Here is a 25,309-nt window from a genome sequence, read left to right on the forward strand (position 1 = left end):
CTGCACGCTACCTATGCCGGCGTACGCCATGCGTGAAGCGCGGCGTACGCGCTCGTCACCCGATCTTGATGCGTGAATAAGCGACCAGCGGCGAAGCTCACTCCACAGCTTTCGGCAAAAGCACGCTCTGGCCGCGCCCCGAAGCAACGATCCTGGCAGCGCACGTTTCAAAGCCGCTTGCAGCGCAAGACGCGCCTCGTGTCCGCGCCCTGGCGCCATCGCGCCGGCACCGGAACGCAGCCGGCGCGAGCCGGTGCGCGCAACGCGCCTCAGTTCTCCAGCGAGGCCTGCAACGCCACCGCCAAGGCCGCATCGCCCGAGACCAGCTCGCTCCAGCGCAGCTCCAAGCCTTTGCGCCGCCCCTTCTCGACCAGCTTGAGCCGTTCCGGATCGATGGTGAGCGTGTAGCGCTGATCGCCGATGCTCAGTTCGCGCCGCAGCGGCTTGTCCAGTGGCGTCATCCCGCATCTCCCAGGCTTGGTGAGCAGGCGCAGTGTGCGCGCGCGGAGCCGATCTGCAGGTGACGACGCCCGAGCGGCCTGCGTACGCGCGAACAGGCCCGCCCCAAACGGACAGGGCCGGCAGCCTCGCGGCTTGCCGACCCTGTTCGATCCGTCCTAGACGGCGTATTGGTGGAGGTGGGCGGAATCGAACCGCCGTCCGAAGGCACTCCATCCCCGGCACTACATGCTTAGCGCTCCGTTAGATCTCGCCCCCGGACAGCACGGCGCGCAAAGCGCATCCGGGAACCAGCCTGCTTTGGGTTAACCGGGGGCTGACAGGCGGCCACCCCTGGCGATTCCGTGATAGTGACCCTACGCTGCGAACACGGACACAAGCAGTTTCGGGGCTTACGCCTTAAGCGGCGAGAGCGTAGTTGTCGTCGTTGGCAACTAAAAGTTTGCAGCTGGATTTACGAGGAAAGCTACCCCCTCGGCATGCGCCAGGCGATTTCGCAACCCCCGTCGAAGCCAGTGCACCCCCGGGGACAGCTCACGCTGACCCGATCAGTATAGGGGCGGCGGGCGCATTCACAAGCGGGGGCGGCGACGGCGGTTCATGTCGCGCCGGCACAGCGGTGCCGCCGTGCGCTGGCTCGTCCGTCCACGCGCGGTCCGGCGCCGACGCGATGGAGCGATAATCGCGCACACCGTCGCCATCGATGGAACGCCCATGCCGCACGCCCTGCTCGGTACCGACTTTCCGCTGATCCAGGCGCCCATGGCCGGCTCGCAAGGCAGCGCGCTGGCGGTCGCGGTCTGCCAGGCGGGCGGGCTGGGATCGTTGCCGGCGGCAATGCTGAGCCCACAGCAGTTGGGCGAGGAACTGGCGGCGATCGCGGCGCAGACCGATCGCCCCTACAACGTCAATTTCTTCTGCCATACGCCGCCCGAAGCCGATGCTGAGGTCGAGGCGGCGTGGCGCGCGGCGTTGGCGCCCTACTACGACGAGTTCGGCATCGATCCGGCGACGATCGCCGCCGGCGCCGGACGGCGTCCGTTCGATGCGCAGATTGCCGAACTGGTGGCCGCGTTCCGGCCGCGCGTGGTCAGTTTCCACTTCGGTCTGCCCTCGCCCGCCTTGTTGGAACGCGTGCGGGCCTGGGGCGCGAAGGTGTTGGCCTCGGCCACCACCGTCGAGGAGGCGCGTTGGCTGGAGGCGCGCGGTGTCGACGCGGTGATCGCGCAGGGACTGGAAGCGGGCGGGCATCGCGGGCACTTCCTCGACCCGGACCTGAGCCGGCAATCCGGCACCTTCGCCTTGCTGCGGCAGGTCGCGCAGGCGGTGCGGGTGCCGGTGATCGCCGCGGGCGGGATCGCCGATGCGGCCGGTGTGGCGGCGGCGATGCGGTTGGGCGCGGCGGCGGTGCAGATCGGCACCGCTTATCTGCTGTGCCCCGAGGCCACGACCAGCGCGGTGCATCGCGCCGCGCTCAAGGGCGCGCACCGCGGGCACACCGCGCTCACCAATGTGTTCAGCGGGCGGCCGGCGCGCGGCATCGTCAATCGGTTCATGCGCGAGCGCGGGCCGATCAGTGAGTTGGCGCCGACGTTTCCCTTGGCGGGCGGCGCATTGACGCTGGTACGTGCGGCGGCTGAGGCGCGCGGCAGCGGCGAGTTTTCGCCGTTGTGGGCTGGGCAGAATGCGCAGGGGTGTCGGGAAATTCCGGCGGGCGAGTTGACGCGGGAGCTGGCTCGGGGGTTCGAGGGTTAGGGTTGAGGCGCTGATGGAACGCGCTGAAGTCGCTGGATGTTCGGCTCTGCCGAATTAGAGCGGAGCCCGCGTTCGCGGGAATGACGGATTGGGGATGGTGCTGAAGTCACTGGATTCCCGCGTTCGCGGGAATGACGGATTGTGGGTGACGCTGAAGTCACTGGATTCCCGCGTTCGCGGGAATGACGGATTGTGGGTGACGCTGAAGTCGCTGGATTCCCGCGTTCGCGGGAATGACGGATTGGGGGATGGCGCTGAAGTCGCTGGATTCCCGCGTTCGCGGGAATGACGGATTGGGGGATGGCGCTGAAGTCGCTGGATTCCCGCGTTCGCGGGAATGACGGATTGTGGGGGTGGCGCTGAAGTCACTGTATTCCCGCGTTCGCGGGAATGACGGATTGGGGGATGGCGCTGAAGTCGCTGGATTCTCGCGTTCGCGGGAATGACGGATTGGGGGGGGCGCTGAAGTCGCTGGATTCCCGCGTTCGCGGGAATGACGGATTGGGGGATGGCGCTGAAGTCGCTGGATTCCCGCGTTCGCGGGAATGACGGATTGTGGGGGTAGCGCTGAAGTCACTGGATTCCCGCGTTCGCGGGAATGACGGATTGAGAGTGGCTTTGGCTACGTGGGTTGCCTGCGCTTCACGACGGTGCTGACGAAGCGCTGCGTCTATTGCGAGGCGGCGGCTAGCTCTGCGGCGCTAGCCGCGCGTAGATATCCGATGCGGGCTCAGGCGCGTTGCCACGGCGACGAACCAGGGCCTGGCGTGCGCGCTCGGCGTCAGCGGGCGCCATGCCCTCCTCGATCAGCTCGACCTTTCCCGCGATCAGGCTGGCGATCGGCACGCCGTCGCGGAACAGCACGCGCGCGCCCGGCAGGCGCGCCACGCGTTCGCCGGCCAGCACGGTGCCTGCCAGGTTCAACGGATCCATCGCGCAGACGCAGACCAGCTCGCCGCTATCGGCGCGCTGGCGTACACGGCGTAGCGCGCCGATCGCGTCGGGCAGCGCGAACTGCTCGCCGGACATGCCGCTGACGAAACGGCCGCCGCGGATCTCGCCACGCGCTTCCCACCGCCGATACACGCGCAGCAGTTCGCGCCAGGGCGGCAGCCACTGGGCCTCGCGTTCGATCAGGCGCCAGAACACCACGCCGTAGCGGTCCAGCAGACTGCGCGCGGCGTGCTCGACGGTGTCGCTGTCGATCGCGGCCGCGGGCGCATCCTCGGCTTGGCGCGGCGTCAGCGACCAACGGCCGGCGTCCTGGATGCCGAACAGCGGTGCGCGCCGGGTACGCCCGCCGCGGCCGCCGTCGCGCTTGGACGGCGGCACCAGCAGCGCGCGCAGGCCGGCATAGCTGTCGCAGGTCACACGCCCGCGCGCCACCAATTCGCCCAGGGCTTCCTCCAGCTCGGTCTTGAGCAAGTGCGCGCCGCGTTCGAGTTCGTCGAAAAACGAGGCGCCGCGCACGCGTAGGCAATCGACCACGCGCGTGGCGCGCGAGGACAGCGGCGCATCGTCGGCGCGCGCGGCGGTCAGCGAGGACCACACCGCCAGGTCGCGGCGCGGCAGCAACACGATCGGGGTCTGCCGCACCGACGGCGCGGCGGCGCTGCCCGCCTCCACCCGCGTCGGCCGCAGGCGCGCCCAGCTCACGCGCCCGGCGCCGCACAGATCGTCCAGCCAGACCGGTGCGTAGTCGGCGATGCGCGCGCTCAGCAGTTCGCTTTCCCACACGGCCGCGGGCGCTTCGAAGCCTTGCAACTGCGCCAGCACCGCCTCGACCGCATCGCGGCCGCTCATGCGCGTGGCCGCGGACACCCGCTGCCAGTCGAACAGGAAACGCACGAAATCGCGCGGCGACACCGGCTCGATCTCGCGCCGCAGGCGACCGACGGTGTAGCGGTGGATGCGCGCCAGCAGATGGCGTTCGCACCATTCCTCGGCGCCGCCCTGGCTGCTCTGTCGGCTGAAGCGGCCGCGCATCACATAGCCCTCGCCCTCCAGCCGCGCCAGCGCGATGTCCACCGCCACGGCCGGCTGGTGCAGCGACGCCGCCAGTTCGGCCACGGTCGCCGGGCCCAGGCCGGTCAGACGCGAACGCAGCCATTCGGCCAGCACGCCGTCGGCGTCCCACGCGGCCTCTTGGTACTCGGCAGGAACGCTCACCTCGGGCGACCAGGTCGCCTCCGGGAACAAGGCGCGTGCCTGCGGCAAGGTCTCGGTGGCCAGCCACAACGCGCCCGCCTCGTCCTGGCCGGCCACGGGCAGCAGGCGCGTCGCGCGCCCGCTGTCGGCCAGCGACTGCAGCCAATCCAGCCAGCCATGCGTACGCACCTCACGCGCCTCGACATAGGCCAGGCCGATCAGCGCCTCGTGCATTTCGTCGGCGCTGCGCACCTCCGGCCAGGCTTCGGCGCGCACCGCGGCGATGGCATCGGGATCGAGCCGGCCGAGATCGTCGGCGCTGTCCGGGTCGGCGTAACGCCGGCTCATCACCGCCTGGGTGCGACGCTCTTCCAGCGGCGCGTCGTCGAGGAAGGCGTATGGCCGCGCGTTGATTGCTTCGGCGGCGATCGGCGACGGACCGGTGACGTCGCGCGCGATCACCTGCACCTCGCCACGCTCCAACCGGCCCAGCAACTGCAGCCAGCCGCCGGCGTCCATGGCCTCGTACAGGCAATCGTGCAAGGTCTGCGCGACCAGCGGATGGTCGGGCACCTCGCGTTCGCCGACCAGGTTCTCGGCGCAGGCGACCTGGTCCGGGAACACGGTCGCCAGCAGATCCTCGCTCTTCATACGCTGCAGCTGCGGCGCCACCTTGCGCCCGCCGACGTAGCGCGGCAGCGCCAGCGAGGTGGTCGCGTTCCAGCGCCAGCGCACGCCGAACAGCGGCGCGTCCAGCAGCGCCTGGATCAGCACGTCCAGCGCGCTGGCGCTGTGCAGGTAACGCGACACCTCGATCAGCGGGAAGCTGTGGCTGGTCGACAGCGACAGCACGATCGCGTCCTCGGTGGCCGCGGCCTGCAGTTCGAAGTTGAACTTGCGGCAGAAGCGCTTGCGCAGCGCCAGCCCCCAGGCGCGGTTGACGCGGCTGCCGTAGGGCGTGTGGATCACCAGCTGGGTGCCGCCGGATTCGTCGAAGAAGCGCTCCAGCACCAGCGTGTCCTGGGTCGGCACCGCGCCCAGGGCGTAGCGCGTACGCGCCAGGTAGTCGACCAGCTGCGCGGCGGCGTCCTCGCCCAGGTTCAGATCGCGCGCCAGCGTGGCCGCGACCTGCGCGTGCACCTGCGCCACGCGGGCCGGATCGGGCTCGCCGAAGGCCGCCAGCTGCGCATCGACCGCGCCGCGCAGGCGCGATACGCCCAGCGACAGCTCGTCGCTGCGGCCGGGCGCCTCGCCCAGCCAGAACGGGATGTTCGGCGGCTGGCCTTGCGCGTCCTCGACGCGGACGCGGCCGGCCTCGACGCGCAGGATGCGGTAGCTGGCGTTGCCCAGCTGGAACACATCGCCGGCCAGGCTTTCGATCGCGAAATCCTCGTTGACGTTGCCGATCGTGGTCGCCTGCGGTTCCAGCACCACCGCGTAGTCGCCGGTGTCGGGTATGGTGCCGCCGGAGGTCACGGCGGTCAGCGCGCCGCCGCGGCGCGCGCGCAGGCGCCGATGCACGGCGTCGCGGTGCAGGTAACCCGCACGCGGACCGCGACGGGTGGTGAAGCCCTCGGCGAGCATGCGCACCACCGCGTCGTAGTCGGCTCGCGCCAGGCGCGCGTACGGCCAGGCCCGGGTCAGGCAGGCGTACAGCGCGTCTTCTTCCCACTCGCGCGAGGCGACCTCGGCGACGATCTGCTGCGCCAACACGTCCAGCGGCGCCACCGGCACCTCCAACGCATCCAGCTCGCCGCGGCGCACGCAGCCCAGCAAGGCCGCGCATTCGACCAGATCGTCGCGCGACTGCGGAAACAGGCGCCCCTTGGGCACGCCGCCGACATGGTGGCCGGCACGGCCGACGCGCTGCAGGAAGGCGGCGATCGCGCGCGGCGAACCGAGCTGGCAGACCAGGTCGACATCGCCGATGTCGATACCCAGTTCCAGCGAGGCGGTCGCCACCAGTACGCGCAGTTCGCCGCGCTTGAGGCGCTGTTCGGCGTCCAGGCGCAACTCGCGCGACAGGCTGCCGTGATGGGCGGCGACGGCGTCCTTGCCCAGGCGTTCGCCGAGATGGCGCGCGGCGCGTTCGGCCATGCGCCGGGTGTTGACGAACACCAGGGTGGTGCGGTGCTCGCCGACCAGTTCGGCCAGGCGCGCATACACCTGATCCCATTGCTCGTGCGACATCACCGCGCTCAGCGGCGACGGCGGCAATTCCAGGGCCAGATCGCGGCGCTTGTCGTAGCCGATGTCGACGATCTGGCAATCGGCGTTTCCGTCGGCGCCGATCGCGGCGGCGCCGACCAGGAACCGCGCGACCTGCTCGATCGGCTTCTGCGTCGCCGACAGGCCGATGCGCGCGACCGGGTGCTCGCACAGGGCCTGCAAGCGTTCCAGGGTCAGCGCCAGGTGACTGCCGCGCTTGCTCGCGGCGACGGCGTGGATTTCGTCGACGATCACGGTGCGCACGTTCGACAGCATGTCGCGGCCCGATTCGGACCCCATCAGCACGTAGAGCGATTCGGGTGTGGTCACCAGCAGATGCGGCGGCAGCTTGCGCATGCGCGCTCGCTCGCTGGCGGTGGTGTCGCCGGTGCGCACCGCGCTGCGAATGCCGGGATCGGGCCGGCCCATGCGCGCCAGTTGCTCGCGTATGCCCGCCAGCGGCGCGTCCAGGTTCAGATGGATGTCGTTGGACAGCGCCTTCAACGGCGAGACGTAGACCACGGTGGTCTGGTCCGGCAGCCCGCCTTCGGCTTCGGCCTGGCGCACCAGGGCGTCGATCGCGGCCAGGAACGCGGTCAGGGTCTTGCCCGAACCGGTCGGCGCCGCGACCAGCGTATGCCGGCCGGCACGGATCGACGGCCAAGCCAGCACCTGGGCCTGGGTCGGGGCCGGAAACGTCGCCGCGAACCAGGCGGCGACGGCAGGATGGAAAGCGGTCAGTGGCATGGCGCGCGGGCGCGATCGCAGCGGCGACGTTCCTGTAAGGGGTCCGCACCGATATGGGGACGGACAGGGCCTTGCGGAATGGTAACGCCGCCGTGGCGGCGGCAGGCGCTGAACGGTTCATCGCTGCGGCCGTCCGGCCCTGCGAGCAGGATGCCCGCGGGTCGTCTCAGCGATTGCGACGGGCGGCGCCTAGCCCGGCGGTGTCGACACCTCGCGCACCACCTCGGCGGTGGCTTGGCGCTTGCCGGCCAGGGCGATGTCGGCCAGCGCCACGATGCCGGCCAGACGGCCTTCGCTATCGACCACCGGCACGCGCCGGATCTGGGCGCGCTCCATCAATTCGATGCAGTCGCGCAAATCCGCCTGCAGGCCCACGCAGCGCGCCGGCGCGGTCATCGCATCGCCGGCGGTGGCGGTGCCGTCGCGGCCCGCCGCGACCACGCGCACGGTGATGTCGCGATCGGTGACCACACCCAATGGCACACCGCGTGCATCGAGCACGGGAATCTCGCCGCAATCGTGATCGGCCATCATGCGCGCGACATCGCGCAACGAAGTGGTGACATCGCAGGCTACGGGATTAGCGGTCATGAACGCACTGACGTTCGCCATATCGGATTCCTCGGTAATTCGGGAAACGGTTTGCCGGCGGCCATCACACCGGCGTTGCGACGGACGGCGTGAGCGGCGCGTGAAACGCAAGCCGAGGACAAGAACGGCCACGCGAATTCGCAGCGCAACCCACGCCGCGGCCGCTCCAGCCGTTGTATCCTCGGCCGCGTATGCGTCCTTGACGCGATACGCCCCGCGATGCGACATCAACGGAGAGAACGCCATGACGACCAAGTTGGACAAGCCGCTGCGACGCGAACTGGAAATCGGCGACAAGCTCTACACCCTGACCATCGACGCCCACGGTTTGAAGCTGACCGAGAAAGGTCATCGCAAAGGCACCGAGTTGAGCTGGAACGAAGTACTGGGCGACGACGCGCATTCGCCGCCGCCGGCCTGACCGCGTCGGCCGCGACGGCGGCAGTCGTGCCGTCGCGGCCCGCTTTCGCGCGGCTCGAGCGCGAACGCGTCGGTATCGATCGACACCGATGCTCCTAGCGGTCGGTATGCCTGGCGATCAATGACCGGCCTTGGCCACGACCAGGCCCTTGGCATCGACGCTGCGCACGCCCTGCACGCCCTTGGCTACCGCCGCCGCCTTCTCGGCCTGGGCGCGGCTGTCTACCTTGCCCGACAGGGCGACCGTGCCGTTGACGGTGTCGACGTCGATCATCAGGCCCGACACGTCCTTGGCCGCCAGCAACTCGGCCTTGACCTTGGTGGTGATCCAGGTGTCGCTGACCGGCTGGGTGGATTCGCCGGTCGCGGGCGGCGGATTGCGCTCTTGCGCAACCGACAGCGCAGGCACGCCGATCATGAGCGCGGCGGCCAGCATAGTGGTGGTGATCGTCTTCATCGGATGCTCCTTGATTGATGGAACGAAGGTGCGCGAACGTCAGTGATGCTTGTCGCGCCCCGAACCGGACTTCTTGCCGCCGCCGTCTTGCTTGTTGACCGTCGCCCAAGCGCGCTTCTCGGCGGTTTCCTCGGACAGGCCTTCCTTCTTGTAGCCCTCTTCGATGTGCTGGGCCTGACGTTTCTGTTTATCGGTATAGGCGGATTTATCTCCACGCGGCATGGGAGGCTCCTTTGCCTGTGAGCGGATCGCATTGCCGAGGCGAGGCTAGTCCGCCGGCGGTAAACGCCACGGCAGTATTTCGTTAGCGCGCGGTCGCGATGGTTCGCCACGCGCGCGCATGAATCGCGCTGACGCGGGCTTGCGCAAGATCGGACGCATGCGTGTCTTCGCACCGTCGCGATGATCGTGAATCGCGCCCCACGCGCCGTCCGTGGCCGGCGCGCTCACTCCGCGATGACGGCGCCTGCGCTGTGCTGTGGCCGCCTACCCCGACGAGCCCACGCATGCCTCGGTGCCGCGCATGAGCATGGACCTGAAGAGCGGTTACCCCTATTGGGCCGTGCGCAACGGCCTGATGCACGCCTTCCCGGCCCTGGACGAGGACCTGCATTGCGAGGTGGCGGTGATCGGCGGCGGCATCAGCGGCGCGCTGATCGCCGACGAGCTGGCCGCGCACGGCCATGAGGTGGTGGTGGTCGAACAGCGCGATATCGGCTGGGGCAGCACCGCCGCGAGCACGGCGCTGCTGCAGTACGAGATCGACACCCACATGATCGACCTGAGCGAGCGCTACGGCGAGGACGCGGCCGCCCTCGCCTACCGCGCCTGCGGCGAAGCGGTGCTGGCCCTGCGCGAGCGCGCGAGCGGCTTGGGCGACGTCGGCTTCGCGCGCGCCGACAGCGTCTACTGCGCCAGCAAACAGCGCCATGTCTACCCACTCAAGCACGAGCTCGCGCTGCGCCGTCGTCATGGCTTCGAGGTGCGCTGGCTCAACGCCGCCGACCTGCACGAACGCTATGGGCTGCATGCGCCCGGCGCGATCCTGAGCCGGCTGGCGGCGCGCGTGGATCCATACCGCATGACCTACCGCCTGCTGATGCGCCTGGTCCGCCGCGGCGTGCGCGTGCACGACCGCAGCGAGATCGCGGCGATCGAGCCGAGGGCGCGGTCGGTGCTGCTGCGCACCGCGCAAGGCCAGACGATCCGCGCCGCGCAGGCGGTGCTGGCGATCGGCTACGCGGGTCAGCGCTGGCTGCGCCAGCGGGTGGCGCGCAACCGCAGCAGCTATGCCTTCGTGACCGACCCCATGCCGGCCAGCGAGTCGCGCGGGCTGGACAGGACCATGGTGTGGGAGTCGGCGCGTCCCTATCTGTATCTGCGCGGCACCGGCGACGGCCGCATCATGGTCGGCGGCGAGGACGATGCGGTCGATATCCCCGCGCGCCGCGACGCGCGCCTGGGCAAGAAGACGCGGCGGCTGGCGAAGCAGGTCTCGCGGCGTTTTCCCGGCCTGGAACTGGCGCCCACCTTCGCCTGGGCCGGCACCTTCGCCGAGACCGACGACGGCCTGCCCTATTTCGGCCCGCATGCGCAGTACGGCCCGCGCGTGCATTTCGCGATGGCCTATGGCGGCAACGGCATCACCTATTCCGAAATCGGCGCGGGACTGCTGCGCGCGCTGATCGAACGCCGGCGGCATCCGTTGGCGGCCTTGTTTTCGTTCGAGCGGAACGGGTGAGGACGGCGGAGGCGTGGCCCGCAGACCTATGGAGGAAGGCGTTTACGAAGCGCAGGTTCGTGCGCGGCCGAACGCCGGCAGCTAGGCCTGCTGGCTTGGAGGGCTGGGGCGGATTTGCGCTTGTTGTTGGGCGCGAAGCAACGGCGCAGAGCAAATCCCCCTCAATCCCCCTTTTTCAAAGGGGGAAGTAGTTCCGCTACGTTCTTGGTGCCGAGGAACATATCGTTGCCGCGCAGGGCTCGATTGCGGCGGCGGCGGATTAGGGCGCTATCCAAAGCGGGATCAGGATCGAAACGCGAACGGGCCGCATGAGCGGCCCGTTCGGTTTACTTAGCGCAGGCAATGGCTTGCGCGCTTGGCGCCTGCCCTGCAATCACTCAGGAGCGCAGCGGCACCAAGGTGATTTCGACGCGGCGGTTCTGGGCGCGGCCGTCCTCGGTGTCGTTGCTGGCGATCGGGCGGGTCTTGCCGGCGCCGGTGAGGATGAAGCGGTCGCGCACCAGACCGCGCGACATCAGGTAGTTGCCGACCGAGGCGGCGCGCTGTTCGGACAGGCGTTGGTTGACCGCGTCGGTGCCGATGCTGTCGGTGTGGCCGGCGACTTCGACGATGGTCTGGTTGTACTCCTGCAGGGTCGAGGCGACGTTGTCGAGCACCGGATAGAACTGCGACTCCAGCTGCGAGCTGTTGAAGGCGAAGGTGATGTTGCTGGGCATGTTCAGGGTGATGTTGTCGCCCTGGCGCACCACGTCGACGCCGGTGCCGGCCATGCGCTCGCGCAGCGCGCGCTCCTGGCGGTCCTGGTAGTTGCCGATCGCGCCGCCGGCCAGGCCGCCGACGCCGGCGCCGATCAGCGCGCGCTGGCGGCGCTCGGTGGCGTCGTCGCCGCTGAGCAGGCCCGCGGCGACGCCGGCCAACGCGCCGATCAGGGCGCCCTTCTGAGTCTTGCTCATGCCCTGGCGTTCTTGCGGGTACTGACCTTGCGGGTACTGGCCCTGCGGCTGGCCGCCGTAGTAGCCGCCACCGCCGGTGGCGCAACCGGCGAGCGCGGCGGTCATCGCGGCGGCGGCCATCGCGATCTTGATCTGGGTTTTCATGGGGGCGTCCTGAGCTGAGTTTCGGCGGCCCCAAGCTAATCACGCCGGCGTCACGGATGGGTGATGGGTGCGCCGGCCAGTTCAGGTTTCGGCAGGGGTGGCGCGGGCGGGCGAGCCCTCGCTCTCAGCGGCAACCAAGCCCGTCGCGATGGCCGCAATCCATGCGGATCGCGTGAGAGCAAAAGCATTCGCGCGTCGCGCTCATCCCCTCACCCTAGCCCTCTCCCGCAAGCGGGAGAGGCAATTCAATCTGTCGGTTTGACGGTGCAGGTACGGCGAGCGCGGAGTGCGTCGACCGCGGCGATATGCGGTCGCGGCTTGCGCCGCGCCTACCCGGAAAAAGACGCGTTGCGTCGTGGGTGTGTTGGCGCGGTCGCGACTTACGCCGCTCCTACGCCAAAGCGAAGCGGGCATGGGCCAGTGCGGTGGTCGCGCGGGCGCGGTGCGTGTCGCACCCGCGCGATGCCGGCTGCGTTACTCGTCGATCGCGACCAGGGCGTCGGCGCCGGCGGCGTCGAGGGTGTGGTCCCAGTTGCCCATCAGCGCCAGGTACAGCAGCTTGTCGAACTCGGCGCCGAAACGGCTGATCACGGCATCGGGGTCGGGGATCAGCTTGGCGTCGGCGATCAGGCCGAAGTGGACGCGGCCGTTGTAGCTGAGGATGGAGATGCCGACGCCGATCGAACCGGTCTGCGGCACCCAGAACATCATCTCGCGCAGGGTGCAGCCGGCCAGGTACAGCGGCTGCTGCGGGCCGGGCACGTTGGTCGCCACCGCGGTGGCCTTGCGGCTGAAGAGTTCAAGCGCCAGCCCCTGCACCTGCGACGGCGCCATGCCAAGAGCAGCCAAAAGCCCAAATGCAACAATAGCTTGCCGTGAATTCTTCAAGTTATTCATGCATTCGGCGACACGCTCGACCCGGCGGATCGGATTGCCCTCGCCGACCGGCAGCTCCAGGAACACCAGGCCGAAGTGATTGCCCAGCTTCTTGGCGTGTTCGAGCGGGCGCAGGTTGACCGGCACGGTCGCGCGCAGGGTCACGCCGTCGACGTTGTCGCCGCGTTCGATCATGTAGTTGCGCAGCGCGCCGGCGGCGGTCGCCATCAGCACGTCGTTGACGGTGCAGTCGCAGGCGCGGCCGACCGCCTTCACTTCTTCCAGGTCCAGCGGTTCGGCCCAGGCCACACGCTTGCTCACGCCCAACTTGCCGCGCAGCAGCGAAGGCGGATCGTCGGACAGGGCCAGCGCGTTGAGCAGCTCGCGCGCGATCTCGCCGCCTTCCTTGGCCAGCATGCCGGCCAGGGTCGGGTCGCGGTACATCTCCATGCCCTTTTCCAGCGCGCGCGATCCCAGCTTCATGTAGCGGTCAACCGCGCCGACCCGGCGCGCGACCTCGGCGCCGTCGGTCTTGAGCCAGGCATGCGGCAGGTCGCTGCCCTTGGCCGGCTCGCGCGTGGTGTCGGTCAGCGACAGCAGCACCTGGACCAGGGCGATGCCGTCGGCGTAGCTGTGGTGGATGCGCGCGATCAGCGCCGAGCCGCCGTCGTAGCGTTCGACCAGGTGGAACTGCCACAGCGGCCGGCTGTGATCCAGCGGGCTGGAGGCGAGCTGGCTGACGAAGCGTTCCAGCCCGCGCTTGCCGCCGCGCCCCGGCAGCGCGGTGAGCTGCACGTGCCAGTCGAGATCGAAGTCGTCGTCGGTCTGCCAGGACGCGCCGGCCGGCGTGTCGACAGCCTTCTGGCGGAAACGGGTGTAGGCCAGGAAGCGCTGCTTGACCACGCGCCGCAAGGTATCGATGGACATCGGTTCGGCGAACATCAGCACGCCGGTGATCATCATCGGATTGGTCGGTCGCTCCATGCGCAACCAGGCCGTATCCACTCGCGACATCGGTTCGCGACGCGCGCGCTTGCGCGGTTCTGCTGTGGCCATGCGCCCTCCAAAGCGTCTGCGGCGAGTGAATCACGCGGTTGCGAGCGGCGTCAACGCGGTGAGGTTGGATTGGAGCGCCCGAAGCAAATTGAGCGGATGGTCGTGCAGACGCGATCGTGGGCCGAGTGCAGCCCGGATTGAGCTGCTGTTGGGTGGGTGCGCTTGGGATTCGGGATGGACTATGGCCGTCGGCGCTGTTTCGATTCGTCATCCCCGCGAAGGCGGGGATCCAGTGACCGGGTCGGCCCCGCACACACGACGCAATCGTCAAAGGACCGCAGCTTCGATTGCGGGGACGCGTAAGTCAGGCACGGAGCTACACGCTGAAGTCCCTGGATCCCCGCCTTCGTGGGGATGACGGATCGGGGGTGGCGTGGCGATCGGGTGGTGCCTGGCCGGATTGCGGCGATGGCGACGGTCGACCGGCCGATGGCGATGACGTCTCGCGCCCTTGCCTCGCCGCCCTACCCGCGCTGCTTGCGATACGCGGCCAGCGCCGCGTCGCGGCCGGCGGCCAGGTCGACCAGGGGTTGCGGCGGGTAATCCGGCGCCACGCGGCGCAGTGTGGCCGGTTCGCGCCAGGGGGCGTGGCGCAGCGGCAGCGGCAGTGGCGCCAGCTCGGGCACCCAGCGCGCGACGTAGCGGCCGTCCGGGTCGAACTTCTCGCCCTGGGTGACCGGATTGAACACGCGGAAGTACGGCGCCGCGTCGGCGCCGGTGCCGGCGACCCATTGCCAGCCCAGGGTGTTGTTGGCCAGGTCGGCGTCGACCAGGGTGTCCCAGAACCAGCGCGCGCCGTGGCGCCAGTGGTAACGCAGGTGCTTGGTCAGATAGCTGGCGACGATCATGCGCACGCGGTTGTGCATCCAGCCGGTGTGCCAGAGCTCGCGCATGCCGGCGTCGACGATGGGCACGCCGGTGCGGCCGTGCTGCCAGTCCTGCAGGCGCGGCTGCACTACCCGGGCCCAGTCGAAATCCTCGAAGCGCGGGTTGAAGTTGCGCTGCGGCGTGTCGGGGAAGTGATGCAGCAGATGGTGGGCGAACTCGCGCCAGCCCAGTTCGCGGATCGCGGCATCGATGTCGCCGGCGCGCGCCGCGCTGCGCTGGGTTTCCAACGCGGCGATCACGCGCCAGGGCGCGATCTCGCCGAAGTGCAGGTGCGGCGACAGACGTGAGGTGCCGACGCGGTCGGGGCGGTCGCGCTGTTGTGCGTAGCCGTCCAGCGCGCCCTCGAGGAACGTCTCCAGGGCCTCGTGCGCGCCGGCCTCGCCCGGCGTCCAGTGCTCCCAGAAACTGCGGTCCCAGGCCGGCGTCGGCAGCAGCTTCAGCGCTTCCAGCGGCACGCCTTCGGGCCCCTGCGGGCTGTGGGGCAAGGACGCAGGCGCGTCCCAGGTGGGCTGCAAGCGCCACGACGCCAGGGCCGTACGCCAGAACGGCGTGAACACGCGATAGGGTTCGCCCTGCTTGGTCGCCAGCTGCCAAGGCTCGAACAGCAGCGCGCTGTTATGGCTTTCCGCGCGCACGCCCTGACGGCGCAGGGTCTGCTTGATGCGGGTGTCGCGTTTTTCTATCGCCGGTTCGTAGCGGCGGTTCCAGTACACCGCCTCGGCGTCGGTGGCCAGCAGCAGCGACTGCAGGGTCGGCAGGCTGGGGCCGACGAAGCGGCGCAGGTGCGACCCACGTGCGCGCAGCGCCCGGTCCAACGCGTCCAGCGAATGATGGCGCCAGGCATCGGCGGCGGCGCCGGGCCGCCAGTCGCCCTGCTCGTCCGGTGCGTGGATGTAGATCGGGATCGGCGTGTAGCCGTCTTCCAGGGCCGCCCGCAGGGCCGGGTTGTCGGCCAGGCGCAGGTCGTCGCGGAACCAGACCAGCGCGGTGGCGGAGGCGTCGGGCATCGCGGAACCGGATCGGCCTAGGGACGGCCAGTATGCCGTCCCCGGGCCGGTCCACGGACGGGGCCTGGCGAGGCCCCGTCCGCAGTTTCGCGACGTTTACGGCGACTGCAGCTCGGTGATGGCGTCCTTGGCCTGGACCAGGCCCCAACCGGTGTTGTTGTCGTAGCCGGCGGCGTCGATGTCCTGCGCGGTGGTCAGCAGGGCATCGCGCACCTGGGCGGCGGTCGCGGTCGGCTTGGAACTCCACACCACCGCCGCGGCGCCCGACACGTGCGGGGTCGCCATCGAGGTGCCGCTCATGGTCTGGTACGCGGTGTTCGACACCGACGGCGTGGCGTCGACGCTCATGGTCTGACCGGCCAGGCCGGCGACGATGGCCTGGCCGTCGGCCTGGCTGATGCCCACCGCGGGCAAGGTGGTGGTGAGCGGATTGCCGTTGGCGTCGTACATGCCGATACGCAGCTCGCCGGCGACGTTGTTGTAGATCACCACGCCCAGGGCGCGACCGGACTTGGCCTTGGTGATCTTGTCGACGAAGGTGTTGGTGCCGCGCTGGCACAGCACGATCTTGTTGCGCCAGGTGTTGGACGAGGTCTGGCACAGGCCGCCGTTGACCCAGCCGGCGCTGGCGCTGGTCTGCTTGGAACCGGCGACCGGCACGGCGGCGAAGCTGGAGGTGCCGACCACCAGCGGGTCGTTCTTCAGCGGATAGGTGCTGAGCGTGTCCACGCCCGGCGCGGCGATGTCGACGGCGCTGTTGAACTGCGAGAAGTCGGCCTTGACGTTGGCCGAGTCCACCGCCGCCACCGACACCACGCTGGCGTAGGACGCCGGGTAGCTGAGGCTGGAGTCGCCGTCGTTGCCGGCCGCGGCGATGCTCAGCACGCCGTTGTTGGCCAGGGTCTGGAACGCGTTCTGCTCGGTGGTCGAGCTGTTCGGACCGCCCAGGCTCATGCTGATGATCTTGGCGCCGGCGGTGTTGCAGCGGTTGGCCGCGTCGACCAGGGTCGACGAATAGGTCCAGTTGCACTGGCCATGGCCGCTGCCGTTGGTGCCGTTGGTGCCGAAGATCTTGATGATGTGCAGCGAGACCTTGCCCGGGCTCACGCCGACCACGCCGGTGCTGTTGTTGGCCGCGGCGATGGTGCCGGCGACGTGGGTGCCGTGGCCGCAGGTGTCGGTGTCCCAACCGGTCGGGTAGCCGGTGATGGTCATGCCGGCGAAATCTTCGTGCGTCTTGTTGATGCCCGAGTCGATCACGCAGACCTTGATGCCGGCACCGGTGGCCGCGCCGGTGTCGAGCACGCCGTCCTGGTTGGCGTCCCACACGCTGCGCGCCTGCACCTGGTCGATGCCGTAGGGCACGCTCTGCGCCTGCAGATAGCGCGGCTGGTCGATCTCGACCGACTCGACGTCGGGGTTACCGCGCAGGGCCTTGATGGCCTCGGGCGAGGACAGGGTCATGACCGCGCTGTTGAGGCGGTCGAACTGGTAATTGAGGACGGCATCGCCGCCGCGCGCGGCGCTGAGCTTGCCGCGCAGCGCCTGGATGCGCTGGCCCAGGCTCTGGGTGGAGGCACCGGCGCTCTTGCCGGCGGCGGCGCTGGCGGTGCCGGCCTTGAACTTCACCCAGACGCGATTCGGGTTGGGCTGCTCCTGCGCCGCGGCGGCGGTGGCAGCGACCATCGTGGCCAGGCCCAGGCCCAGCGCGTACATCAGCTTGCTCTGCTTCATCGATCCCCCAATGGAATGCCGGTCGCGCTCCGAGCGGAGCGGCTTAGGCTCGGGCGTGCCGTAAGCGCCCGATCGACCGACCTAATTCCAACGGGACGAAACCGGCATCCCCCTACCCGCGCGTAGAAATAATCCGATTATGTGACTGAATTATCAGTTTTGGAAAACTCGCCGCTGCGGCGGTATCGGGCTGCTTGGCAGCCCTGCAGGGGCATGCGGGTTTGCGCGGCATCGATGAGCCGCCCGCGGCGCCGGCGCTTCAGCTTTCGACGAACCGCACCCGTCGCGTGATCGAGCAGGTCAGCTCGTAGCCGATGGTGCCGGAGACCTCGGCGATGCGTTCCACCGGCAGCTCCGGCCCCCACAGCAGCACCGGATCGCCGACGCGCGCGTCGGGGATGCCGCGCAGATCGATGGTCATCAGGTCCATGGACACGCGGCCGATCACCTGCGCGGCCTGGCCGCCGACCAGCACCGGCGTGCCGGACGGCGCCGCGCGCGGGTAGCCGTCGCCGTAGCCGATCGCGGCCACGCCGACGTTCATGTCCTCGGGGCATTCCCAGGTCGCGGCGTAGCCGATGCGCTCGCCGCGGCGCACGCGGTTGACCGCGATCAGGCGCGTGGACAGCGTCATCGCCGGGCGCAGGCCGAAATCCGCGCCGGTGGTGCCCTCCACCACCGAGATGCCGTACAACGCGCCGCCGGGGCGGATCCAGTCGGCGTGCGCGTCGGGCCAGCCGAGCACGGCGGCGGAATTGGCCAGCGAGCGCGCGCCGTCCAGGCCGGCGGTGGACTCGGCGAAGGCCTGCAGCTGCGCGCGCGTCTGCGGCTTGTCGAACTCGTCCGAACTGGCGAAGTGGTTCATCAGCACGATGTTGCCGGCCACGCCCGCCAGCGCCGACAGGCGCGCGTACGCCTCGCGCACCTGCTCGGGCGCGAAGCCCAGCCGGTGCATGCCGGTGTCGATCTTGAGCCAGCAGCGGATCGGCTCGCCGTCGGCGGCCTGCTCCAGCATCTCGATCTGGCTGTGGTGGTGCACCACCGTTTCCACGCCGAGCCGGCGCAGCTGCGGCAGGTCGTCGGCCTCGTCGAAGCCCGACAGCAGCACGATCGGCTGCGACAGGCCGGCCGCGCGCAAGCGGTCGGCGTCGGACAGCGCGGCCACGCCGAACGCGTCCGCGCCTTCCAGCGCGCGCGCCACGCGCTCCAGGCCATGGCCGTAGCCGTCGGCCTTGACCACCGCCATCACCCGGCTGTGCGGGGCGCGCGTACGTGCCTGGGCGAGGTTATGACGCAGGGCGTCGGTGTGGATGCTTGCGGAGGTCGGACGTGCCATCGCCCTAGTTTATCGGCTGACGGGCGTGCGCAGGCTGTCGGCATCGCCCGCGATGCCGCGACCTGCGCACGCCTGTCGGGCCGCGCACGCCCGGCCGCGGGTCAGTCCAACTGCAGCACGGTGTTCGGCGCCGGGCGCTCGCGCTCGCGACTGAGCCGCTCGGACGCCGGCGGCGGCAGCCAAGGCGCCTTACCCATCTGCGACAAGTCCGGGTAATGGCCGAGCACGCGGAAACGGTCGAACGCGAACGCCACGCCGTCCGATCCCAGCGGCGAGGCGCGGTCGGCGACGTGGAAATGCAGGTGCGGGCCGGTGGAGTCGCCGGTGAAACCCAGCGCGCCCAGCACCTCGCCGCGGCGCACGCGCTGGCCGCGCGTCACCGTCACGCTGCCCGGCTTGAGGTGCTCGTAGAACGCATAACGTCCGTCGCCCAGGTCCAGCGCGACGTAGTTGCCGGTGGCGTCGCCCAGCGCCTGTTTGCCGTGCTGCGAGACCCGTTCGGTCTCGGCCACGTCGTCGCGCACGCCGACCACGGTGGCGTCGGCCACGGCCAGCACCGCCTCGCCGTAGCCGTAGCTGTTGGCGACGAGGTCCTTGTCGCCGTGCGCGGTGCGGCCCTGCGCGTCCAGCTTCACCCAGTCGATGGCGTAGCGGCCGGGAATGCGCGCGCGGCCGTCGACGGTGTAGATCACTCGGCGGTGGCCGCGCGCCCAGTCGGGATGGTGGATGGCGATCCAGGGGCCGCCACGCACCGGCGGGCTGAGGTCCAGCGCGGCCGGCGCGGCCACCTGCAGCTCGCCGCCGGCGACCTGCTGCGGCGTCTGGTGGTTGGGCGCCAGGTAGGCGATGCGGTGCGTCAGCGTTTGCGGCAGGGGCGCTTCGGGCGCGAGCTCCAGATAAAGCACGCCGCGCTGGCCCGGGGCCAGCAGCAACGCGTCCTCGCCCTTGGCGGCGGCCAGGCGGTCGAAGCGCTTGCTCAGCGCCTCGCCTTCATACCGCGCCACGGTGCGATCGCGCGCGGCGTCGCGTACTTCCACCTCGCGCACGCGCAGCGGTTCGCTGCTGAAGTTGGTCAGGTGCAGCTCGTAGATCAGCAGCGACTTGCCTTCGACGACGACCGGCGCCGGCGCAGCCGGCACCTGCAGATCGAAGGACTGGCGCAAGGGAGCGGTGGCGTCGGCGGCGTGCAGCAGGCCGGCGTACGAAAACAGCAGGGCCGAGACGAAGGCGCGCATGTGGGTGGAGCGTCCGGTGGTGGTGGGAGGAAGAACGTGCGCCGTCGGCGCGAGGCCTCAGCGCGGATCGCGCAGTTCGTCGATCGCGGCCTCGGACAGCCACAGCAGGGTATTGAGGTAGTCGTCGATGCAATCCACGACCTCGGCGCGCGGGCCCTGTCGCCAGGCGGCCGAGCCGTAGAACGCGTCCTGCTGCGCGATCAGGTCGGCGCGGTCGCGATAGGCGCGGATCAGATGCCAGCTGTCGTGCTCGTGGTCGCAGCGGCCGAACGCGACCACGTCCATGCCGCGCTCGCGCAGCAGCGGCAAGGCGCGCAGGGTCATCGCCTGCTCGAACCGGGCCGCCGCATCCGGCTTGAGCCGATAGGTACGCACTTCGATCAATCGTCGCATGCACGCGCTCGAACGCTGGCGGTGGGCGCATGCTGACGAAGCGGCGGCGCGCGTACAAGTTACGTTTGTCATGCACGGCGCCGGCGGAGCGATCGGCCCAAAAGAAACGGGCCGGCTGAGCCGGCCCGTCCTTCGCTCCCGAACGTCGCGACCTTAGTCGCAGCGACGCTCGATCACGGTCTCGGTCTTGTTCTGCTGGTTTTCCTGGATCTTGCGGCCGACCAGCGCGCCGCCGACGGCGCCGGCCGCGGTCGCGACCTTCTTGCCGCTGCCGCCGCCGACCTGGTTGCCGAGCAGGCCGCCCGCGACCGCGCCCAGAGCGGTGCCGGTGATCTTGTGCTTGTCCTTGACCTGCTTGGGGCGCTGCACCTCGACGTCGTAGCAATGCGGCTGCTTGGGCTTGGGCTTGGACTTGGTCTGGGCGGTAGCGGCGCCGGTCGCCATGACGCAGGACATCAGCGCGACGGCAATCGTGGATTTGAGCTTGGCGTTCATGGGGTCACCCGGGAAAGGTTGGAGAGCAGGCCGACGATGCGCCTGCGCGCGTGGGGAGCGCGTCAAGCCGCAGGGCCGTGGCCGCAACCCTAGCGCGGCCAGGCTGAACGCGCGCCGGCGCGAGTGGGCTGCGATGGCGGGATTGAGAGTGCGATCAAGGATTCGCTGTGGGCGCTTGGAGGGCAGCGCGAATTCAGGGCGCTCGGACGCGCAGGAGCAAAACGGGTTCCGGCTTTCGCCGGAACGACGGTTTGGGATGTTTCGAAGTGTCACGCGGGTTGCGAGATCTTTCGCTGCATCGACCATCGCGCATCGCCGACGCGACCAACGCCATTCCCATACCTGCGTCATTCCGGCGAAAGCCGGAACCCATTTTGATCTTGCTCTCAGCGCAGGAGCGCCGCATCGACGCGCCGCCCCGCCCTCCTCGCTACAGCCGCGTCCATTGCGCGACCGGTCGGCCATCGCGATCCCACCACGAACCGGGCTCGTCCTGGTTCGGCCAACCCGGCGGCGAGTCCTCCCACTTCTCCTGCCGGCCGTACACCGTCAGGTCGAGCAACTGCAGCGTGGGCAGCATGGCCTCGATCCCGCGCCACTTGGTTTCGTAGGTCTGGAAGACCTCGTCGCCGTCGCGCAGGTAGCAGCGCAGGTCGCCGCCGTTGCGAATCTTCGGCAGCGCCGTCGAATCGGCGGTGGAGTACCACGGCGCCGTCCAGCCCATGAAGTCGCGGTAGGCGGCCAATTCGTCCCAGGGGCCGCTGCTGAACACCGCGTAGCTCACGTCGCGCGCCGCCAGATAGGCGCGGACGGCGGCATTCATGGCCGACTGGCTGTGCGTGCAGCCGGGACACTGCTTCTCGTGCGGCGCGCCCGCATGCCACATGAAGTGATAGACGATCAGCATGCGCCGGCCTTCGAATACCTCCTGCAGCGGCAACGGCCCGTCCCGGCCCACGACCGTGACCGGTGGCATCCGCAGCATCGGCAGACGCCTGCGCGCGGCGGCCAGCGCGTCGCCGGCGCGCGTGTGCGCCTTCTCGCGCAGCAGCAGTTCGGCGCGGGCGCGTTCCCACTCGTCGCGGTCGACGATGGGCGGCGTTGCGGTCGGTTTCATGGTGCGTGCCTCCTGGAGAGCGATCTGCTTCGCTGCCTGGAGCCATGCTTGCGCACCGCGATGTCGTCCGGTGCCTGCGGTAGCGCGAAGGCGCCTGGCGCATCGATGCTCCTGCCCGCTTGTTAGCACATGCGGTCTTTGCAGAGCGTCAATACCGCGTGCGCGCGCCCAGTCCGGCGCAGCGGCGGCGTGCGCCGCCGGCAGCGTCGGCCGGCACGACTCGTCGGGCGGCTTACTCGAACGAACCCACCGAGTCGTGCGAGAGGTTGTCGAAACGCGTGTACTCGCCGAAGAACTTGAGCTTGAGCGAGCCGGTCGGGCCGGAACGCTGCTTGCCGATGATGACTTCGGCCAGGCCTTTGTCCGGCGAGGTTTCCTTGTTGTAGTAATCGTCGCGGTAGATGAACACGATCACGTCGGCGTCCTGCTCGATAGCGCCGGACTCGCGCAGGTCGGCCATCACCGGACGCTTGTCGGCGCGGGTTTCCAAGGAGCGGTTGAGCTGCGACAGCGCGATCACCGGCAGGTTGAGTTCCTTGGCCAGGTGCTTGAGCGAGCGCGAGATCTCGGAGATTTCGGTGGCGCGGTTCTCGCTGTTGCCTGGCACCGACATCAGCTGCAGGTAGTCGATCACGATCAGGCCCAGGTCGTGCTCGCGCTTGAGCCGGCGCGACTTGGCGCGCAGCACGTCCGGCGACAGGCCCGGGGTGTCGTCGATGAAGATCTTGGCCTCGCGCAGCTGGCGGATCGCGCTGGTCACGCGGCTCCAGTCCTCGTCCTCGAGCTGGCCCGAACGCAGGCGCTGGGCGTTGACGCGGCCGACCGAGGAGATCAGGCGCAGCGCCAACTGGCTGGCCGACATTTCCATCGAGAAAATCGCCACCGCCTTCTTGCTGCGGAACGCGGCGTACTCGGCCATGTTCAGGGCCAGGGTGGTCTTGCCCATGGCCGGACGCGCGGCCAGGATCAGCAGGTCGGTGTTCTGCAGACCGGCGGTCATCTCGTCGAATTCGGTGTAGCCGGTCGGCAGGCCGGTCACGCTGCCGCCGTTGGCGTAGCGCGTCTGCAGCACGTCGAAGGCTTCCGACAGCGCCTTGTTGACCGGGGTGAAGTCGGTGCGCCCACGCGCGCCGGCCTCGGCGATCGCGAACACCTCCTGCTCGGCCTTGGCCAGGATCTCGCCGCTGTCGCGGCCGTCGGGCTGGAAGCCGTCGTTGACGATGCCGGTGCCGACCTCGATCAGCTGCCGCAGCACCGCCTTGTCGCGCACGATCTCGGCGTAAGCGGCGATGTTGGCCGCCGAGGGCGTGGTGCTGGCCAGCTCGATCAGATACGCGCCGCCGGCGACCTGCTCGGACAGGCCCATCGAGTCGAACCACTCGCCCAGGGTCACCGCGTCGAAGGGCTTGTTCTTCTCGGCCAGCTCGCGGATCGCGCGGTAGATCAGCTGGTGGTCGCGACGGTAGAAATCCTCTTCGACCAGCTGGTCGGCGACGCGGTCATAGGCGTCGGGCGCCAGCATCAGGCCGCCCAGCACGGCCTGCTCGGCCTCCACCGACTGCGGCGGCACGCGCAGTTGGTCGATGCGCTGCTCGGCGCGGGTTTCGAACCGCTTCTCTCCTCTGAATCCGGTTCGTGCGCTCATCTGTGTCGCGTTCCTCGCTGCGCAGCCGTCCAACACGGCCGTTTATGTCGGGTGATCAGTGGACCCGCGCGGGGCCCGGCCGGTCGGCCATCGTAGAGGCGAATGCCCCGCCGGCGTTGCAGACAAGCCTGTGACGAAGCTGTGGATAAGAGGTGGGCAACTCCGACTCTATCGCACACTGCGTTCTCACCGGCTGCGACGGGTGCGGTCGGCGCGCCCCAAAACCGGACGCGACAGGACCGCAAAAAACGAAAGGCGCCTCGCGGCGCCTTTCGTCGTCATCGCTGGCGCGAGGATCGGATCAGGCGACTTCGCCTTCGACCACGACCTTGACGGTGACTTCGACGTCCGCGTGCAGGTGCAGCAGGATGTCGTATTCGCCGGTGCGGCGCAGCGGGCCTTCGCCCATGATCACTTCCGACTTCTCGACCGGGTGGCCGTGCTTGGTCAGGGCGTCGGCGATGTCGCGCGGGGTGACCGAGCCGTACAGCTTGCCTTCGGTGGAAGCGTTGGCGTGGATCGTCACCGACACGTCTTCCAGCTTGGCCTTGCGGCCTTCGGCGCCGTCGAGCAGCGACTTGGCCTTGGCCTCGTAGTCGGCGCGCTTGGCTTCGAACTCGGCCAGGTTGGCGGCGGTGGCCGGCACGGCCTTGCCCTGCGGGACCAGGAAGTTGCGGCCGTAGCCCGGCTTCACGTTGACCTTGTCGCCGAGGTTGCCGAGGTTGGTGACTTTCTGCAGGAGGATCAGTTGCATGGTGGTGCTCCGTATTCGTTAGCGGGCCTGTAGGTCCGCAGCGGGTTCGCTGTCCGAAAAGCTTTGTGCGGGTTCGGTCGCGGTCGCGGCCCTCACCCCTGCCCTCTCCCGTGAACGGGAGAGGGGGACAAAGAGTTCGCCCGCCAGCGGGCGAACGGCTTTACTCAGGCGTTGTGGTTGTCGGTGTACGGGATCAGCGCGAGGAAACGGGCGCGCTTGACGGCCGTCGACAGCTGGCGCTGGTACTTCGACTTGGTACCGGTCACGCGGCTCGGCACGATCTTGCCGGTCTCGGTGAGGTACTGGCGCAGGGTGTTGAGATCCTTGTAGTCGATCTCTTTCACGCCCTCGGCGGTGAACTTGCAGAACTTGCGGCGGCGGAAGAACTTGGACATGAGTGCGATCCCTTAGGCGGCTTCGGCGTTGTCTTCGGCGCTGTCGGCGGTGCCGACTGCGTTGTCGCTGTCGTCGTCACGACGACGGCGCTCGCCGCGCTCGGGCTTGTCGCCCTTCTCGTCCTTGAACTTCATGATCAGGGACTGTTCGGTGTCGGCCTCGTCGCGCTTCATGACCAGGTGACGCAGCACCGCGTCGTTGAAACGGAAGCCGTCGACCAGCTCGTTGAGCACGGTCTGGGTGACTTCGATGTTGAGCAGGACGTAGTGGGCCTTGACCAGGTTCTCGATCGGGTAGGCCAGCTGACGGCGGCCCCAATCCTCGAGACGGTGGATCTTGCCTTCGCCGGCTTCGATCAGCGACTTGTAGCGCTCGATCATGGCCGGGACCTGCTCGCTCTGGTCCGGGTGGACCAGGAACACGACTTCGTAATGACGCATCGTTGTTTCCTTGTGGGTGTCGGCCCGTCGACCGGGCCGGTTCAGCCCCCCGCCACCGGGCGAGGGATCGCCGGGCGCGGTAGGGCAAGGGTCCTGCGACGGCATGCGGCCGCGCGGGAGCCGGAAATTATGGCAGGGTCAAGGGCTTAGGTGCAAATCGGGGGTTTGGGAAGGCGCCCGCGGGGGCCGAATCCGGGCTCGAGGCGCCGGTTTGGGGCCGGAGCCGGCTCGGACGGGGCTTGCGCGGGCCGTTGCGGGGCCGCTCCTACCCCAAGGCGGCCGCCCCGTCCTGCCCCGGGTCCGCCGTGTGGCGG

At 69.3% G+C, this 25,309-nt stretch carries 20 protein-coding genes, 1 other RNA gene and 1 pseudogene; 3 read left to right on the top strand and 19 right to left on the bottom strand.

Going from position 1 to position 25,309, the window contains the following annotated elements; all coding sequences use genetic code 11:
- Nucleotides 1-269: 269 nt before the first annotated feature.
- Both LVB77_RS12860 and ssrA read right to left on the bottom strand, forming a co-directional pair.
- On the bottom strand, nucleotides 270-461 hold the full coding sequence (locus tag LVB77_RS12860; protein ID WP_232906504.1) for a hypothetical protein: 192 nt from the start codon (nucleotides 459-461) through the stop codon (nucleotides 270-272).
- Nucleotides 462-630: 169 nt separating this feature from the next.
- Nucleotides 631-984, bottom strand: a transfer-messenger RNA (tmRNA) gene (gene ssrA / locus LVB77_RS12865).
- Between the two features lie 189 nt (nucleotides 985-1,173).
- On the opposite strand from ssrA, the gene LVB77_RS12870 reads away from it, so the two are divergent.
- Nucleotides 1,174-2,214: a nitronate monooxygenase gene (locus tag LVB77_RS12870; protein WP_232906505.1), complete on the top strand. Its 1,041-nt coding sequence runs from the start codon at nucleotides 1,174-1,176 to the stop codon at nucleotides 2,212-2,214.
- A 687-nt stretch (nucleotides 2,215-2,901) separates the two neighbouring features.
- Here LVB77_RS12870 and LVB77_RS12875 read toward each other — a convergent pair.
- A complete protein-coding gene (locus LVB77_RS12875; protein WP_232906506.1) occupies nucleotides 2,902-7,317 on the bottom strand; it encodes a DEAD/DEAH box helicase in 4,416 nt (1,471 codons plus the stop codon).
- Nucleotides 7,318-7,506: 189 nt separating this feature from the next.
- Entirely contained in the window at nucleotides 7,507-8,154 is a 648-nt protein-coding gene (locus LVB77_RS12880) for a CBS domain-containing protein (RefSeq protein WP_232906507.1), read from the bottom strand.
- Here LVB77_RS12880 and LVB77_RS12885 point away from each other — a divergent pair.
- A complete protein-coding gene (locus tag LVB77_RS12885; protein WP_232906508.1) occupies nucleotides 8,153-8,329 on the top strand; it encodes a hypothetical protein in 177 nt (58 codons plus the stop codon). The two genes, LVB77_RS12880 and LVB77_RS12885, sit on opposite strands and share 2 nt — an antisense overlap.
- A 117-nt stretch (nucleotides 8,330-8,446) precedes the next feature.
- On the opposite strand, the gene LVB77_RS12890 is transcribed toward LVB77_RS12885, so the two are convergent.
- Nucleotides 8,447-8,785 (bottom strand): BON domain-containing protein, encoded by a 339-nt coding sequence (locus tag LVB77_RS12890; protein WP_232906509.1) that lies wholly within the window; start codon nucleotides 8,783-8,785, stop codon nucleotides 8,447-8,449.
- Between the two features lie 54 nt (nucleotides 8,786-8,839).
- Nucleotides 8,840-9,007 (bottom strand): annotated as a pseudogene (locus LVB77_RS12895) (HupB); the annotation flags it as partial.
- 307 nt (nucleotides 9,008-9,314) lie between these two features.
- On the opposite strand from LVB77_RS12895, the gene LVB77_RS12900 reads away from it, so the two are divergent.
- Nucleotides 9,315-10,526: an FAD-binding oxidoreductase gene (locus tag LVB77_RS12900; protein WP_232910286.1), complete on the top strand. Its 1,212-nt coding sequence runs from the start codon at nucleotides 9,315-9,317 to the stop codon at nucleotides 10,524-10,526.
- Nucleotides 10,527-10,903: 377 nt separating this feature from the next.
- Here LVB77_RS12900 and LVB77_RS12905 read toward each other — a convergent pair whose 3' ends face one another.
- From LVB77_RS12905 to rpsF, 13 genes are all read right to left on the bottom strand, one after another.
- Nucleotides 10,904-11,623 carry an OmpA family protein gene (locus tag LVB77_RS12905; protein ID WP_232906510.1) on the bottom strand — a complete coding sequence of 240 codons (720 nt, stop codon included), beginning with the start codon at nucleotides 11,621-11,623 and terminating at the stop codon, nucleotides 10,904-10,906.
- A 474-nt stretch (nucleotides 11,624-12,097) separates the two neighbouring features.
- Nucleotides 12,098-13,555 (bottom strand): wax ester/triacylglycerol synthase family O-acyltransferase, encoded by a 1,458-nt coding sequence (locus LVB77_RS12910; RefSeq protein ID WP_232906511.1) that lies wholly within the window; start codon nucleotides 13,553-13,555, stop codon nucleotides 12,098-12,100.
- A 464-nt stretch (nucleotides 13,556-14,019) separates the two neighbouring features.
- Entirely contained in the window at nucleotides 14,020-15,450 is a 1,431-nt protein-coding gene (locus LVB77_RS12915; protein WP_232906512.1) for a deoxyribodipyrimidine photo-lyase, read from the bottom strand.
- A 96-nt stretch (nucleotides 15,451-15,546) separates the two neighbouring features.
- Nucleotides 15,547-17,184 carry a S8 family serine peptidase gene (locus LVB77_RS12920; protein ID WP_232906513.1) on the bottom strand — a complete coding sequence of 546 codons (1,638 nt, stop codon included), beginning with the start codon at nucleotides 17,182-17,184 and terminating at the stop codon, nucleotides 15,547-15,549.
- Nucleotides 17,185-17,443: 259 nt separating this feature from the next.
- Entirely contained in the window at nucleotides 17,444-18,520 is a 1,077-nt protein-coding gene (alr, locus tag LVB77_RS12925) for an alanine racemase (RefSeq protein WP_232906514.1), read from the bottom strand.
- 101 nt (nucleotides 18,521-18,621) lie between these two features.
- On the bottom strand, nucleotides 18,622-19,755 hold the full coding sequence (locus LVB77_RS12930; RefSeq protein ID WP_232906515.1) for a M23 family metallopeptidase: 1,134 nt from the start codon (nucleotides 19,753-19,755) through the stop codon (nucleotides 18,622-18,624).
- A gap of 57 nt (nucleotides 19,756-19,812) precedes the next feature.
- Entirely contained in the window at nucleotides 19,813-20,148 is a 336-nt protein-coding gene (locus LVB77_RS12935) for an antibiotic biosynthesis monooxygenase (RefSeq protein ID WP_232906516.1), read from the bottom strand.
- 153 nt (nucleotides 20,149-20,301) lie between these two features.
- A complete protein-coding gene (locus LVB77_RS12940; protein ID WP_232906517.1) occupies nucleotides 20,302-20,643 on the bottom strand; it encodes a glycine zipper 2TM domain-containing protein in 342 nt (113 codons plus the stop codon).
- Between the two features lie 430 nt (nucleotides 20,644-21,073).
- On the bottom strand, nucleotides 21,074-21,760 hold the full coding sequence (locus LVB77_RS12945; RefSeq protein ID WP_232906518.1) for a DUF899 family protein: 687 nt from the start codon (nucleotides 21,758-21,760) through the stop codon (nucleotides 21,074-21,076).
- Between the two features lie 232 nt (nucleotides 21,761-21,992).
- Nucleotides 21,993-23,405, bottom strand: coding sequence for a replicative DNA helicase (locus tag LVB77_RS12950; protein ID WP_232906519.1), 1,413 nt, complete (start codon nucleotides 23,403-23,405; stop codon nucleotides 21,993-21,995).
- 301 nt (nucleotides 23,406-23,706) lie between these two features.
- Nucleotides 23,707-24,159, bottom strand: a complete 453-nt coding sequence (gene rplI / locus LVB77_RS12955; RefSeq protein WP_232906520.1) for a 50S ribosomal protein L9 — start codon at nucleotides 24,157-24,159, stop codon at nucleotides 23,707-23,709.
- A 164-nt stretch (nucleotides 24,160-24,323) separates the two neighbouring features.
- Nucleotides 24,324-24,554, bottom strand: a complete 231-nt coding sequence (rpsR, locus tag LVB77_RS12960) for a 30S ribosomal protein S18 (RefSeq protein WP_055899483.1) — start codon at nucleotides 24,552-24,554, stop codon at nucleotides 24,324-24,326.
- A gap of 12 nt (nucleotides 24,555-24,566) precedes the next feature.
- Nucleotides 24,567-24,995 (bottom strand): 30S ribosomal protein S6, encoded by a 429-nt coding sequence (rpsF, locus tag LVB77_RS12965; RefSeq protein WP_056175092.1) that lies wholly within the window; start codon nucleotides 24,993-24,995, stop codon nucleotides 24,567-24,569.
- Nucleotides 24,996-25,309: the final 314 nt, after the last annotated feature.

The sequence above is a fragment of the Lysobacter sp. 5GHs7-4 genome (assembly GCF_021284765.1).
GTDB lineage: Bacteria > Pseudomonadota > Gammaproteobacteria > Xanthomonadales > Xanthomonadaceae > Lysobacter.